At 66.4% G+C, this 14,200-nt stretch carries 13 protein-coding genes; 6 read left to right on the top strand and 7 right to left on the bottom strand.

Annotation, left to right across the window (positions count from 1 at the left end; translation table 11 throughout):
- Positions 1-95 precede the first annotated feature (95 nt).
- Together ACUJB0_RS12000 and ACUJB0_RS12005 are read left to right on the top strand one after the other, a co-directional pair.
- Complete coding sequence (locus tag ACUJB0_RS12000) at positions 96-659, top strand: TOL_0243 family YfiR-like periplasmic protein (RefSeq protein WP_444845422.1); 564 nt, start codon at positions 96-98, stop codon at positions 657-659.
- Positions 656-2,614 carry an ATP-binding protein gene (locus tag ACUJB0_RS12005; RefSeq protein ID WP_444845423.1) on the top strand — a complete coding sequence of 653 codons (1,959 nt, stop codon included), beginning with the start codon at positions 656-658 and terminating at the stop codon, positions 2,612-2,614. The genes ACUJB0_RS12000 and ACUJB0_RS12005 overlap by 4 nt, the downstream gene beginning before the upstream one ends.
- On the opposite strand, the gene ACUJB0_RS12010 is transcribed toward ACUJB0_RS12005, so the two are convergent.
- Genes ACUJB0_RS12010 through ACUJB0_RS12030 form a run of 5 tightly spaced genes read right to left on the bottom strand, consistent with a single transcriptional unit; the run spans position 2,604 to position 7,757 of the window.
- Complete coding sequence (locus ACUJB0_RS12010) at positions 2,604-3,608, bottom strand: 2-hydroxyacid dehydrogenase (RefSeq protein ID WP_444845424.1); 1,005 nt, start codon at positions 3,606-3,608, stop codon at positions 2,604-2,606. The genes ACUJB0_RS12005 and ACUJB0_RS12010 overlap by 11 nt on opposite strands.
- Positions 3,605-4,144 carry a DinB family protein gene (locus ACUJB0_RS12015; RefSeq protein ID WP_444845425.1) on the bottom strand — a complete coding sequence of 180 codons (540 nt, stop codon included), beginning with the start codon at positions 4,142-4,144 and terminating at the stop codon, positions 3,605-3,607. Before ACUJB0_RS12015 ends, ACUJB0_RS12010 begins: the two co-directional genes overlap by 4 nt.
- Positions 4,141-5,688 carry a hypothetical protein gene (locus ACUJB0_RS12020; RefSeq protein WP_444845426.1) on the bottom strand — a complete coding sequence of 516 codons (1,548 nt, stop codon included), beginning with the start codon at positions 5,686-5,688 and terminating at the stop codon, positions 4,141-4,143. Before ACUJB0_RS12020 ends, ACUJB0_RS12015 begins: the two co-directional genes overlap by 4 nt.
- 25 nt (positions 5,689-5,713) lie before the next feature.
- Positions 5,714-7,000 carry an NAD(P)/FAD-dependent oxidoreductase gene (locus tag ACUJB0_RS12025; RefSeq protein ID WP_444845427.1) on the bottom strand — a complete coding sequence of 429 codons (1,287 nt, stop codon included), beginning with the start codon at positions 6,998-7,000 and terminating at the stop codon, positions 5,714-5,716.
- A gap of 55 nt (positions 7,001-7,055) precedes the next feature.
- Positions 7,056-7,757 (bottom strand): HAD family hydrolase, encoded by a 702-nt coding sequence (locus tag ACUJB0_RS12030; RefSeq protein WP_444845428.1) that lies wholly within the window; start codon positions 7,755-7,757, stop codon positions 7,056-7,058.
- Positions 7,758-7,856: 99 nt separating this feature from the next.
- On the opposite strand from ACUJB0_RS12030, the gene ACUJB0_RS12035 reads away from it, so the two are divergent.
- From ACUJB0_RS12035 to ACUJB0_RS12045, 3 genes are all read left to right on the top strand, one after another.
- Complete coding sequence (locus ACUJB0_RS12035) at positions 7,857-8,819, top strand: LysR family transcriptional regulator (RefSeq protein WP_444845429.1); 963 nt, start codon at positions 7,857-7,859, stop codon at positions 8,817-8,819.
- Positions 8,820-8,924: 105 nt separating this feature from the next.
- Positions 8,925-9,524, top strand: coding sequence for a LysE family translocator (locus ACUJB0_RS12040; protein ID WP_444845430.1), 600 nt, complete (start codon positions 8,925-8,927; stop codon positions 9,522-9,524).
- 27 nt (positions 9,525-9,551) lie between these two features.
- Complete coding sequence (locus ACUJB0_RS12045) at positions 9,552-9,944, top strand: hypothetical protein (protein WP_444845431.1); 393 nt, start codon at positions 9,552-9,554, stop codon at positions 9,942-9,944.
- Positions 9,945-9,953: 9 nt separating this feature from the next.
- Here the strand turns inward: ACUJB0_RS12045 and ACUJB0_RS12050 are convergent, their stop codons facing one another.
- Positions 9,954-11,450, bottom strand: coding sequence for a CYTH and CHAD domain-containing protein (locus ACUJB0_RS12050; protein WP_444845432.1), 1,497 nt, complete (start codon positions 11,448-11,450; stop codon positions 9,954-9,956).
- A 68-nt stretch (positions 11,451-11,518) separates the two neighbouring features.
- A complete protein-coding gene (gluQRS, locus tag ACUJB0_RS12055) occupies positions 11,519-12,430 on the bottom strand; it encodes a tRNA glutamyl-Q(34) synthetase GluQRS (protein WP_444845433.1) in 912 nt (303 codons plus the stop codon).
- 86 nt (positions 12,431-12,516) lie between these two features.
- Here gluQRS and ACUJB0_RS12060 point away from each other — a divergent pair, with 86 nt between their 5' ends.
- Positions 12,517-14,148, top strand: a complete 1,632-nt coding sequence (locus ACUJB0_RS12060) for a M28 family peptidase (protein WP_444845434.1) — start codon at positions 12,517-12,519, stop codon at positions 14,146-14,148.
- Positions 14,149-14,200 lie beyond the last annotated feature (52 nt).

Genomic DNA, 14,200 nt, shown 5'->3' on the forward strand with positions numbered 1-14,200 from the left:
GTAAAAAAGATTGCTCCAGGAGCTATTCGGATAAAATCAAGAGGCGTTCCAGCCTTGGAAACACGCGGCGGCGCTACTTGGAGGCAGAGGGCACGATGACACGACAGGGCACCGTTGCATACCGGATGCTGGCCGTTCTGGCCTGCCAGCTGGCGGCCCTGGCCGGCGTTGCCGTGCGCGCCGAGCAGGCCATGCCCGAGCAGCAGGTCAAGGCTGCCTACATCCTCAACTTCACCCGCTACGCCAGCTGGCCGGCGCCGACGCTGGCCGATCCGCACGCGCCGCTGGTGGTGTGCATGGTGGGCGCCGGCGCGGCCGACATGGCGCGCCAGTTGCAGAAGCGCGCGGCCGGCAGCCATCCGCTGGAACTGCGCATCGTCAGCCGCATGGAGGAAACCGATCCCTGTCACGCGGTCTACCTGGCGCTGCCCGAACGCAGCCGCCAGAGCGCATGGCTGACGCGCATGCGCGAGCAGGCCATCCTCACCATCGGCGACTCCGCCTCCTTCCTGGCCGACGGCGGCATGATCAACATGATGCTGGTGGACGGCAGCATACGTTTCGAAGTCAACCTGACGGCGGCCAAGCATTCCGGCGTCGGCCTCAATCCCCGCATGCTGGCGCTGGCCGAACGCGTGGTCGGCGGAGACGCCAAGTGAGCGTGATCCCGCACCGCTGGAACGACCTGGCCTTGCAGCGCAAGCTGCTGATCGTCGCGTTGTTGACGGCCCTGGTGGCGATGCTGGTGGCGCTGGCGGCGCTCATCACCTACGACATCAGCGTGGTGCGGGTGCGGCTGGTGGAGGACCTGGCCAGCCGCATGGACCTGGTGTCGCTCAACCTCGACGTCGACCTGAACTTCGGCGACCGCAGCGCCGCCACCCGCACGCTGTCGGCGCTGCGCGGCACGCCGGACATCGACAGCGCCTGCCTGTTCGACGCGCAGCACCGGCCGTTCGCCAGCTACGCGCGGCGCGGCGCGGCGCATTGCGCGTGGCCGGAGGAGATGGCGCCGTCCGGCCACAGCTTCCACGGCGACTTCCTGTCGATGCTGGCGCCGGTGCGCTTCCAGCACGAGGAGGTGGGCTCGCTGCAGGTGGAATACGCCTTGCAGCCGCTGGCCGAACGCCTGAGCAAATATGGCCTGGTGCTGGCGGTGGTGTTGATGACGTTGTTGATCGGCGGCGCGCTGCAGGCGATCGGCCTGCGGCGGCTGGTGACGCAGCCGCTGGTGGCGCTGTCGAAGGTGGCGGACCAGGTAACGCGCGAGCAGCGCTACGACCTGCGCGCGCCGCACTTCTCCAACGACGAGGTGGGGAGGCTGTCGGCGGCCTTCAACACCATGCTGGCCACCGTCGCCGCGCGCGACGCGGCGCTGCGGGTGAGCCAGTCGCTGCTGACCAATATCGCCGACAAGTCCTCGGCGGTCATCTACGTCAAGGATCTTGAGGGGCGCTACCTGATGGTCAACGAGCGGCTGCGCAAGGTGCTGCCGCCAGGCTCGCCCGATCCGATCGGCCACAAGGACTCCGACATCTTCGACGACGACACCGTGAAGGTGATACGCGAGGGCGACCGGCGCGCGCTGGAGTCCGCGCATTCCTACATCTACGAGGAGGGCGTGCCGGATGCCACAGGCACGGTGCGTACCTATATCTCGGAAAAATTCTGCCTGCGCGACGAGCTGGGCAAGACGTGGGCGATGGGCGGCATCTCGACCGACATCACGGACCGCAAGAAGAACGAGGTGGAGCTGATCCAGTACCGCGACAAATTGGAGGAGCTGGTGCAGCTGCGCACCGCGCAGATGGTGGACGCCAACAAGGACCTGGCCGAATCGCTGGAGACGCTGCGCCATGCGCAGGATGAACTGGTGCGCAGCGAGAAGCTGGCGGCCTTGGGTTCGCTGGTGGCGGGCGTGGCGCACGAGTTGAATACGCCGATCGGCAACAGTCTGCTGGCGGTCAGCACGCTGATCGACCAGACCCGCGCCTTCACGCGCCTGACCGCCGAGGGCATGAAGCGCTCGACGCTGCAGGCCTTCGTCAACGACGTGGCCAGCGGCGGCGAGATCGTGCTGCGCAACCTGCACCGGGCGGTGGACCTGGTGTCGAGCTTCAAGCAGGTGGCGGTGGACCGCACCACGTCGCAGTGCCGCGAGTTCCAGCTGTGCGACCTGGCCGACGAGATCCTGTTGCTGCTGCTGCCGACGTTCAAGAAGAGCGGCATCACGGTGCGCCACGAGATCCCGCCGACGATACAGATGAAGAGCTATCCGGGGCCGTTCGGGCAGGTGCTCATCAACTTGATCAACAACGGCCTGACGCACGCCTTCGAGGGCCGCTCCGAAGGCGAAATTTTGGTCACCGCCCGGATGATCGACGCCGAGCGGGTGCAGGTGGTCATCAGCGACAACGGCTCCGGCATCGCGCCGGAAAACATGGGCCGCATCTACGATCCGTTCTTCACCACCAAGCTGGGGAAGGGCGGTTCGGGACTGGGGCTGAACATCGTCTACAACATCGTGTACGGCGTCTTGCGCGGCAAGATCGATGTCGAGAGCGAGCTCGGTGCGGGCACCCGCTTCGTCCTGACGCTGCCCGTCACGAGCTAGCAGGCAGCAGGTTGGCGCAGGGCGTGCCGTTCATGTGGCAGGCCAGGTTGTCGAAGGTGACGGCGGCGATCTCGCGCATCGCCTCGATGGTGAAGAAGCCCTGGTGGCCGGTGACCAGCACGTTGGGGAAGGTCATCAGGCGCTGGAACACGTCGTCGGCGATGATGTCGCTGGAGTGGTCGTGGAAGAACAGGTTGGCCTCCTGCTCGTAGACGTCGATCGCCAGCGCGCCCAGTTGCCGCGACTTGAGCGCGTCGATCACGGCGGCGGTGTCGATCAGCGCGCCGCGCGAGGTGTTGACCAGCATGGCGCCTTGCTTCATGCGCGCCAGGCTGGCGGCGTTGATCATGTGGCGCGTGGCTTCCAACAGCGGACAATGCAGGGAGACGATGTCCGAGGCGGCCAGCAGCTCATCGAGGCTGGCGCGCGTGGCGACGCCGTCCAGCTGCGGCGTCGGCGCCGGATCGCTGACCAGCACCGTGCAACCCAGTCCCTTGAAGATGCGCGCCGCCGCCGTGCCGATCTGGCCGGCGCCGACGATGCCGACCGTCTTGCCGTTCAGCGTCATGCCGAGCAGGCCGTCCAGCGAGAAATTGCCTTCGCGGACGCGCGCGTAGGCGCGGTGCGTGTGGCGGTTGAGCGTCATCGCCAGCGCCAGCGCGTGTTCTGCCACCGCTTCCGGCGCGTAGGCCGGCACGCGCGCCATGAACAGGCCGAGGCTCGTGGCGGCGCGCAGGTCGACCTGGTTGAAGCCGGCGCAGCGCAGCAGCACGGCGCGCACGCCCAACGCATGCAGCGCGTGCAGCACGGCGGCGTCCAGCTGGTCGTTGACGAAGACGCAGACGGCGGCGCAGCCTTGCGCCAGCGGCACCGTGTCCAGCGTCAGCGGGTCGGAGAAGTAGGCCGCGTCGACGATGCCTGCCGCGTATCGTTGGCGCGCTTCGTCGAGGAAGCGGCGGTCGTAGGGCTGGGCGCTGTAGACGGCGATCTTCACGGTGCTTCGATGTCGGGGACCATGGCCAGCAAATCGGTGACGCCGATGTCCACGCCGGCCTGCGTCAGCAGCGTGGTGACCTGGCCCCGATGGTGGGTCTGGTGGTTGAAGAAGTGCTGCACCAGGCTGCCGAAGTGCTTGCGATACAGGTCGCCCCGGGTGCTGCGGTATTCCATGACGTGCGCCAGTTGCTCCGCGCTGACTTGCGGCGCCCATTCCGTGATGATGGCGTCCAGCCGGTGGCGGTGGGCCAGCAGGGACGGCAGGTAGTCGCCGAAGTTGTGCGTGAGGCTGGAGGGCGGCGTCAGGTCCAGCATCGGCGCCAACGCGCTGTAGCGGGCCGGATGTGTGGCGAAGCGGCTCAGCCAGATGGTGTCGGCGGCCAGCAGGTGGTTCATGGTGCCGAGGATGGAGCCGAAGAAGGCGTTGCGGTCGGCGGTCAGGTCGGCGTGCGGCAGGCGCGCGGCGGCGGCGTACATCTTCTGGTTCATCGAGGCGTTGTAGGCCGCCATCAGCACTGTGGATTCTGGAGTCATTGGGGAAGTAGGCCTGGTTCCGGTTGCAGGTGGATCATCTGGTTGACCGCGTCCAGCGTGCGGCGGCGTTGATCCTCGTCGGGTTTGATCTTGGGCGCCAGCAGCGCGAGCAGGTCGCGGGTGTGGCTGGCGTTGAACGGCACGGTGTAGTCTTCGACCACCTTGTCCATCAGGTATTTGACGGTGCGCGTCGACTGGCTGGCCGTTTGCTCTAGCGTGGCCTTGGACAGCGCGCCGTCGTCGTACGCCAGCGCGGCGTTGCTGCTGGCGCTGTCGTCCACCGTGATGTAGTTGTAGTTCTGCGTGGCCGGATCCTTCAGCAGCTCCAGTATGCCGCCCGGCTTGCTGGGCAGGTGGTAGTTGGCCTTGAGCTGCGATTGCTGTTGCTGCGATATCGAGCGGTCCAACTGCGTGCGGCCTTGCACGCTGGTGCTTTGCGAGGTCTGGTAGTCGAACGTGTCATGCTCGCCGGGACGCAGCGGGTTGGGCGAGGTTTCGGTTTGCGTGACCGAGGCGCTGAAGTCGGCCAGGCCGGTGAGGATGGCGTGGTCATCGCCGGTCAGCGAGATCTGCTGCCATGGCGCGGCGGGCTGCTGGCCGTAGTCGCCGTGCATCTGGGTGACGGCATCCTTGAACAGGCCTGTCAGCGCGGCGTCGCCGTGGCCGCGCGCGGCGGCCTGGTCGAACTGGTGCAGATAGTTGTTCAGCGCCTTGGCTTGCTGCTCCTTGCTGCCCCAGCTTGCGGGCTGGCTCAGGTCCACGCTGATCTTCGCTTCGCCGGCCGGGCCGTTGAAGCGCACCGTGCGCTGCTTGGCGTCGGCGTGGAAGTCCAGCTGCTGCGTGTCGGTTTCGTTCAGCTTGAGCGTCGAACGCAGGTCCACCGAGGACAGTACCGACGGGGCGAAAGCGGTCAGGCCGGCCAGGTCGATTTTCGGCGGCACGGCGGCCAGGCCGTCGATCGCTTTTTGAAAAGCGCTTGAGAGTCCGGCCAGCGCTTTACGTTCGTCGTCACTGAGCTTGCCGCTGCTTTGTACCTGCACGGCGATGCCGTTGTCCGAGCTGTCCAGCGCCAGGGTGACCTTGACGCCGCTCTTGGTGGTGACGGTGAGGCCGGCCTGGTTGTCGCCGAGCCGGTGCAGCGGCGGCAGTTGCGCGTACAGCAGCGCATCGTAGGTGCCGGTGTCCAGATCCTGCGGCACTCGCTGCAGCGATTGCGAGAAGTTCGTATCGCCGGTCTTGAAGCGCTCCAGCAGGGCCGCGCCCAGGTTCTTGAAGCTGCTGGCGGGCGGCAGGTAGTTGTAGTTGCGGGCGATGAGGGCGGAAACCGCGTCCTTGCCGCTGCGCTCCCAGACCAGCGGCAGCGGAGCGCGCGCAACGCCGTCGACAGCCTGCGCGCCGGCTCCGCTGAGCCGCACCACGGAAGCCGGCGTGGGAGCCGGCGTGGCGTTGGCGGTTGCGTTGGCGGCCGCAATGCCGGACGCCTCCACCGTTGCGGGCGGAGGCGCTATCGGGCTGCTTTTGCTTAACGAAGTTAAGGTTGTCATCACCGCATTATACGGCGATAACTCCTCACGACAGCTTCACAGGCGGCTGAATTTTCGCCCGCAGCCAGTCGACCAGCGCCTGGGTGGCCACGCGCGCGGTGCCGTGCAGGTTGAGCAGGTGCTTCTGGTACAGCAGCTGATACAGCAGGCTCGCCGTGGCGCCGGCCACGCGGATGCTCTTGCCGGTGATGGCGCCGGTCAGCACGCCCACCGCTGTCTGCGGTCCCAGCGAAACGAGGGAGCCGTAGTCGTGGTAGCGGAAGTCCGGACGCGGCGTGCCGTTGCGGCGGGCCAGCAGGTCGGCCAGGAACATCGCCTGCTGGTGCGCCACCTGCGCGCGCGGCGGCGCGGCGCCCTTGATCGGGCACACGTAGCTGGCGCAGTCGCCCAGCGCGTACACCTGGCTGTCGTTGGCCGAGCACAGACTGGCGTCCACAATAATCTGCCGCAGATTGTTGACGGCCAGTCCAAACGTCGCGCACAGCTGTGGCGCTTCCACGCCGGCCGCCCACAAGGTCAGGTCGGCGCGGTGGACGTTGCCAGCGGCGTCGATCACCGCGTCTTGCGTGACCTCGGCGACGGCGGTGCCGGTCAAGACTTCGATGCCGAGCGCGCGCAGTTCACGCGCTGCGCGGTTGGCCTGCTGCGGATGCAGCTGCGGCAGCAGGTGCTGGCCGCGCTCAATGACGCTGATGCGGATATCGGTTTCCGGGTCCAGCGTGTGCACGCGGTAGGCGGCCAACGCGCGGGCGCTGTTGCTCAATTCCGCCGCCAGTTCGACGCCGGTGGCGCCGCCGCCGACGATGACCACGTTCACCTGGGTCTTCTGCTCGCCGGCCTTGATGCAGGCGTCGAGGAAGCGGCGGCGGAAGGATTCGGCGTCGTCCACGTTGTCGAGCGTGAGCGCGTGTTCGGCGGCGCCGGGCACGTTGTAGAAATTGGTGATGGCGCCCAGTGCCAGCACCAGCTTGTCGTAGTTGATGGTCCGGCATACGCCGTCGCTGCCGTTGCCCGCGTTGTAGCCGCCCCTTGGCGCCAGCGTCACGGTTTGGTGGGCGCGGTCCATGCACAGCACTTCGCCCTGCACGAATTCGAAATCATGCTCGACCGCCTGGGCGGGGAAGGACAGCTCCTCCACGCGGGGATCGCATTTGCCGGAAGCGACCGTGTGCAGCAGGGGCTTCCAGAAGTGGCCGGGATAGCGGTCTACCAGCAGGATGCGGGCTCGCTTGCTGGCGCCGAGGGTGTCGCCCAAACGGGTGGCGAGCTCGAGTCCGCCCGCACCGCCTCCTACGATGACGATGGTTTCCATGTTGCGCCTCCAGATAGTTAAAAAATCTGTGCCGCGGCTCTGCGGCCGCGTCGCCTTATGCGGCCAGTTCGTGCTTGGCGCGCTGGTCGGGCGTGTAGGGACTTGAACGCAGCTCGCGCAGCGCGTCGTAGGTGATGAACTGGCGTGGACGCACCACGTCGTTGCCGTAGGGGGCGACGGAGACGGTCCACAGGCCTGCCTCTTCGGCGGCGCGCAGGCCCGGCACGGCGGTGTCGATGGCGATGGCGTCCTGCGGCGATACGCTCATGGCGTTGAGCGCGCGGGCATATGGGCCGGTGCCTGCGGGGCCGTCGAAATTGGCGCCGCCGGTGACGACCGCGAACAGGCTGTTGACGTCGGCGTCGAAGCAGCCGCTCAGCAACGCCGAGGTGGCGGGCGCCGGCAGGTCGGTCAGCACGCAGATCTTGCAGCCGTCATTGAGCGCGTCGTCGATCAGGGCCAGCGCGGCCGGCAGGGCCTTGGGCGGCCGGGCGCTGATCGCCTGGTGGAACTGGCGGTGCTTGTCGGCGAACAGTTCGGCCACGCGGGCCTTGTCGCGCGAGAGCGGCTCGCAAGCGATGGCGGAACCGATGGCGCGGGCGTATCCGTGGGTGGCGGCTGCTGCGCGCAGCGCCGGCAGCGTCCAGCGTATCGACAGGCCGGCGTTGGCGAACGCCGCGTTGCAGGCTGCAAGGTGCAGCGCTTCGGTGTCGAACAGTACGCCGTCCAGGCCCAGGAAGATCACGTCGATGCTCATGTCGGTCTCGCTTAAAACGATGTCAGATGATTATGAATATACGGGTACAATGAACAAAAGAAAAATTAAACATATTCGATAATTGATAAGGAATAGCTTATGTATCCAGCCAGCTTCCGTCAGCTACAGGCGCTGATACTGGTGGCGCGCCACGAAAGCGTGTCGCGCGCGGCGGATGCGCTCCACGTGACGCAGCCTGCGGTTTCGTTGCAAATCCGCACACTGGAGGAGATCGCCGGCATTCCGCTGACGCGCAAGGTGGGCCGCAACATCCAGCTGACCGCTGCGGGCGAGGTGATGGTGGAGTTCTCCGAGCGCATCCTGCGCCTGTGGGAGCAGGCCAGCGACGAGCTGGCGGCGCTGCAGGGCGTCACCAGCGGTACGCTGCGCATCGGCGCGGTGACGACGGCGGAGCATTTGCTGCCGCCGTTGCTGGTGCCGTTCACGATGAAGCGGCCCGACGTGCGCCTCAAGCTGCAGGTGGGGAACCGCGCGGAGATCGTGCAGATGCTGGCGCGGCACGAGATCGAGCTGGCCATCATGGGCACGCCGCCGCGCGAGCTGCGCACCAACGCCGCCAAGTTCGCGCGCCATCCGATGGCGTTTGTGGCCAGCCCCGCGCATCCGCTGATGAAGAAGAAAAAGATCACGCTCAATGACGTGATGGCCGCCAACCTGCTGGTGCGCGAGCGCGGTTCGGGCACGCGCACGGCGGTGGAGAAGCTGCTGCGCGAGGCGGGGCATCCGCTGGAATTCGGTTCCGAAGTGTCGAGCAACGAGGCGATCAAGCGCATGGTGTCGGCGGGCTTGGGGCTGGGCTTCCTGTCGGTGCACGCCTGCGGCCTGGAGTTCGAGGCTGGCCTGCTGGCGGTGCTGCCGATGCACGAGAGCCCGGTGGAGGCGGACTGGCACATCATGCACCTGAGCGGCCAGCCCATCCCCAAGGTGGCGGCGGCGTTCCAGGATTTCGTGATCGAGAACGGCCAGGACCTGGTGCGGCGCGAGCTGGAAAGCTTCTACAAGCTGCTGGGCCGCCAGGGCAAGCGGGGCAAGGTCGTATAGGTGGAATGACCAATACACTTGTGCTTACTGTTTGCTAAAGTGTACCGGTACACTTGGGGATGGCTCCAATACTATGAGCCTTCCTTTCTGCTACCGGATAAGCCCATGTCCCCCGATCTGCTGCTCCCTTTGTGTACCTTCGCCACCATCACCACGATCACGCCGGGACCGAACAACACCATGATGCTGGCCTCGGGCCTGAATTACGGCTTTACGCGCTCGCTGCCGCATCTGTTCGGTATCTGCTGCGGTTTTGCATTCATGATCTTCGCCACCGGTGTGGGCCTGCACGCGGTGTTCGACCAGGTGCCGATGCTGCAGGTGGTCCTGAAGTATGCCGGTGCGCTGTACTTGCTGTGGCTGGCGTGGAAGCTGGCGCACGCGGCGCCGATGAGCGCGGAGCAGGCCGGCCTGTCCAAGCCGATGAGCTTTTTCGGCGCGGCGGCCTTCCAGTGGATTAATCCCAAGGCCTGGGTGATGGCGGTTGGCGCGTTGACCACCTATCTGCCGCCGGGCTTCTCGACACTGGATGTGGCGATGCTGGCGAGCGTGTTCGGCTTGATCGGTATCTTCTGCGTCGGCTCGTGGGCGTTGTTCGGCGTGGCGATGCGGCGCGTGCTGCAGGATGCGCGCTCGGTGCGCATCTTCAACGTGGTGATGGCGTTGCTGTTGGTCGGCAGCCTTTATCCTATCCTGCTAACATGACGCTTTAACGTCTTTCGAGGAATGCCGATGTCGCGTCAAATTGTCTCCGCGCTGTTGTTGTGCGCTCCGCTGATGGTCTCCGCCGCCACCACCGTGCCGTCGGACCTGATGCGCCCGGTGCCGGAGGAGGCCGCGCGCGGTTATGCCGTCAACTGGCTGCTGAAGATCGAGCTGGAGTCGGATCAACTGACCGGCATCGAGCCGTGCCGCAAGATATTGGCCGATCGTGGTTTCCTGCCGTTGCTGTCGAAGACGGCCAGTTCCACCATGCCGCAGCTGCATTTCAAGATCGCCGGCACCAAGCAGTATGAGCAGGCCGATGCGGACGCCGACGCGGCGCTGGCGGCGGTGCAGCAGGCGCGCTGCGCGGGCTCGCTGACTTGGACCGTTGAGTCCAAACACCGTCCGGTGGTGCGCTAGGCAGGACGCTTACGGCAGCCGCAGGGCGTGCAGCTCCTCGCGGATCGCATCCTGATCCGGCGGCTGCGTGGCCTGCAGCGCTTGCAGGTAGCCGCGCGCGAACTGGATGGTGGGCGCCGCTGCGTCGTTTTCCTGCGCCAGTTCCCGTAGCAGCCGGTCGGCGACGACCAGGTCGTTGTGCCGGCCCAGTTCTTCCTGCACGGCGGACAGTGTCTTCAGATACCCGCGCGCACCTTTGCCGTGGTAGAGCGATTGGAAGAACTCCAGCGCGTACCTGGCCCGCTTGGCGGCGATGCGCGTGCGGTGGATCGTGTCCGGCTCGCCTTCGTTCATGCGGCGCGAGCGTTTGAGCAGCTTCTTGTGCAGGCGCTGCATGGTGCGCTTGGCGAAATCGGTGGCCGGTTCGTCCGTATCGTCGGCCGGTTGCTGCATCCACAGTCCCATCGCCAGCAGCAATCGCGTGTAGCGTTGCGACAGCAGCGCTTGCGCCGCCGCGTGGCGCTTGTCTTGCGCCGATTTGAGCGCCAGCGCTTGCAGATCCATGACGCCGTTGCGGCTGCCGGGGTGGGCCTGGATGTGCGCCAGCGTGGATGCCAGCAGCACATCCCAGTCGCGCGCCGCGCCCAGTTCCGAGCCGAGCCAGCGGATGTCTGCCAGGATCTCGGGCGGGCAGGGCGCGAGCGGTTCGAACAGCTTGAGCGCCGAACGCAGGCGGCGCACGCCCACGCGCATCTGGTGCAGGGTTTCGGCGTCGTCGCCTTCGATGACGGCGTTTTCGTTGCGCTGGATGTGCTGCAGGCAGTTGTTGAGGATGGCCAGCCGCGCTTCGGCGGCGGTGGCGTCCGGCGCCAGGTGAACGGCGGTCGCGCGCACGGGCACGGTGCCGGTCTGGCGGCACAGCATGTAGCCGCGCTCTGCCTTGTTGGTGTTGCTGAGGCGCTGGGGAATGTGCTCCTGCAGTTGCAACGCGAAGGCGAACAGGCTGGCCGGGTCGCCGTCTTTCAGTTCCAGCTCGATTTCATTGACCGGTACTTGCCGGCCATGGCGCTCGATGTGGCCGTGGTCGAGCACCAGCTCGATCTGGTTGCCGTCCACTTCCAGGTCCCAGGTGTGGCGCTCCACCGCCACCACGAACAGCGGCTCCAGCCGGTCCTTGAGGCCGTCGGCGGCCAGCACTTGCAGCCATTGCGGATCGTCGCCGATCAGCTTGCGCAGCTTGCCCAGGCGCGGCCACGGACGGTCCACCGGGCCTTCCCATTCGTTGCGCTGGTGCAGGCCGCTTTGCACGCTGCCGCCGGCCTTCATCGTTTGCATCCAGATGCCGTCGACCTTGCGCACGCGCAGGCCGGCGCCGTGGCGCAGCAGGTGCAGGTCCGGCGTGTCGAAGTAGCGGGCCGACAGTTGCTGCGAGCGGACCGGAGCGCGCGCGTGGGCGGCGATCAGCGGGTGCCGCAGCAGCTTGTCGTTGTCGGCCGGCGAGAGCAGGAGTTTGAGTTCGACTTCCATGGGTCTAGTGTAGATGAAAGGACGGGATGCGCGGCGCGCGCCTGTGCCGATGTTGATCGATATCGCTTCTACGTCGGTTTCGGCAGATTCCGCAGAACTTCCGCCCAGGCGGGCACGGCGTCGCGCCAGAAGGCGTCGATGGTATCGGCTTGCAGGTCCATGCCGAGGAAGCGCGCGGCGGGCAGCATGGCGTCCTGCAACAGCTGTTGCGGCGCGGCGCCGTTGTCGAAGGCCTGGGCGCCGGTTTGCTTGGACAGTTTCTCGCCCAGCTCGTTGACCACCACCGGCACGTGCAGATAGCTTGGACGCGGCAGGCCCAGCACCTGTTGCAGGTAGAGCTGGCGCGGCGTGGAGTCGAGCAGGTCGGCGCCGCGCACGATGTCGGTGATGCCCTGGGCCCCGTCGTCCACCACCACGGCCAGCTGGTAGGCCCAGAAGCCGTCGGCGCGCTTGATGACGAAGTCTCCGACCTCGTCGGTCAGGTCCTGGCTGACGGGGCCGGCCCAGCGGTCGTCGAACTGCAATACGCAGTGCGGCGACTGCGGCACTTTCAGGCGCAGCGCGCGGGCGCTCTTGCCGGGCGCGAGGCCGTGGCGGCAGGTGCCGGGGTAGATCAATGCCTGCGCCTGGCGGCCGGTCAGGCTCAGTTGCGAATCGGCGATTTCCTTGCGCGAGCAGCCGCAGGGGTAGACCAGGTCGCCCAGCTGCTGCAAGGCTTGCTGGTACAGCGCGGTGCGCTGGCTTTGCCAGGTGACGTCGCCGTCCCAGTGCATGCCGCAGCGGCGCAGCGAGGCGAGGATGTGCTCGTCCGCGCCGGCCACGTTGCGGTCGCCGTCGACGTCCTCGATGCGCACCAGCCACTGGCCTTGGTGGACTTTGGCGTCGAGGTAGCTGGCGATGGCGGCCACCAGCGAGCCGATGTGCAGGGGGCCGGTGGGCGAGGGGGCGAAGCGGCCGATGTAGGGAGTGCGGTCAGTCATGCCGCCATTTTAGCGTGGCTATCGCATACAATGTACGCGCGGCAAATTTGATGGACCGCGACCACCTCTTACGTCTCCAGGAAATCATGCAAAAAATGACCCCCTCCTTTGTTGCCTCCGCCTTGGCCATCAGCCTGGCGCTGGCATTCCCTGCCCACGCCGACAGCGCCAAGAACGCCGCCGTCGTGAAGGAAGCTCCGCTGCGCGCCCACCTCGCTTTCCTCGCAAGCGATGTGCTGGAAGGCCGTGGCACCGGCCAGCGCGGCGCCGACCTGACCGTTGCTTATCTGGAAACGCAGGCGCTGGCGCTGGGCCTGAAGCCGGGCAACGGCGACAGCTATCGTCAATCGGTGCAGATCGCGGGCGTGAAGACGCAGTCGGCCGAGAGCACGCTGAAACTGGAAGCGGGCGGCCAGGCGCTGCCGATCAGCTTTGGCAAGGATTGGGTGTTCGCGCCGGGCGATGCGACCGCGTCGCACAGCTTCAATGCGGACCTGGTGTTCGTCGGCTACGGCATCACCGCGCCGGATGAGCAATGGGACGATTACAAGGGCATGGACCTCAAGGGCAAGATCCTGGTGATGATGGTTAATGATCCGCAGCCGACCGCCGCGCAGCCGAACCGCTTCAACGGCAAGGGCCTGACTTACTACGGCCGTTGGACCTACAAGTTCGAGGAAGCCAAGCGCCAGGGCGCCGCCGGCGTGCTGCTGATCCATACCACGCCGACCGCATCGTATGGCTGGAGCGTGATCCAGAACAGCTGGTCGGGCGTGGAGCGCTTCCAGTTGGCTTCGGGCACGCTGGGCACGCAGTTGCAGGGCTGGATGACCGACGACACGGCGCGCGCGCTGTTCAAGGCGGCCGGCCAGGATATCGACGCGCTGCGCACCGCCGCCGAAAGCAAGGACTTCAAGCCGGTGCCGCTGGCCGCCAAGCTGAGTGGCGAGATGAAGGCTGCCGTGCGCAAGGTCGAGCAGTTCAACGTGGCTGCCGTGGTGCCTGGCACCGATCCGAAGCTGAAGGATGAAGTGGTGATCTACAGCGCGCATTGGGATCACTTGGGCAAGCAGGGCGATACTGGCGATACCATTTTCAACGGTGCGGTGGACAATGCTTCCGGCTCGGCGGCTTTGCTGGCGATGGCGCAGGAAGCGGTGCGCGCACCGGCCAAGCGCAGCCAGATGTTCCTGTGGGTTGCTGCGGAAGAGCAGGGCTTGCTGGGCAGCGCGGCGTACGCAGCCGCGCCGCTGTGGCCGCTGGCGAAGACTGCCGCCAACCTGAACCTGGATAGTCTGAACTTCGTCGGCGCCACGCGCGACATCGGCACGCAGGGCAGCGAGCGCACCGAACTGGGCAAGCTGGCCGAGACGGCGGCCAAGTCCATGGGCATGCACATCGCCGAAGCGGAGCCTGATCTGGCGGGTGGCTACTTCCGCAGCGACCACTTCAACTTCGCCAAGAACGGCGTGCCAGCGTTCTCGATTGAATCGGGCCGGGAGTATGTGAAGGATCCGGTTGGCTCGAAAGCCAAGGCCGCAGCTTACGACAAGCGCTACCACCAAGTGACGGATGAGTACGATGCGAGCTGGGATCTGTCGGGCATGGTGCAGACGGCGCAATACACGCTGAACCTGGGCCGCCTGATCGCCAACGGCACCAAGCTGCCGGAATGGAAAGCCGGCGACGCGTTCGCCAAGCCGCGCAACGCCAAGTAATCCGCCACGGCATCAGCCACACACCAAGCAGCCTTCGGGCTGCTTTTTTGTT

Source organism: Duganella caerulea (assembly GCF_040362985.1).
In the GTDB taxonomy this organism is placed as follows: Bacteria; Pseudomonadota; Gammaproteobacteria; order Burkholderiales; family Burkholderiaceae_D; genus Rugamonas; species Rugamonas vulcania.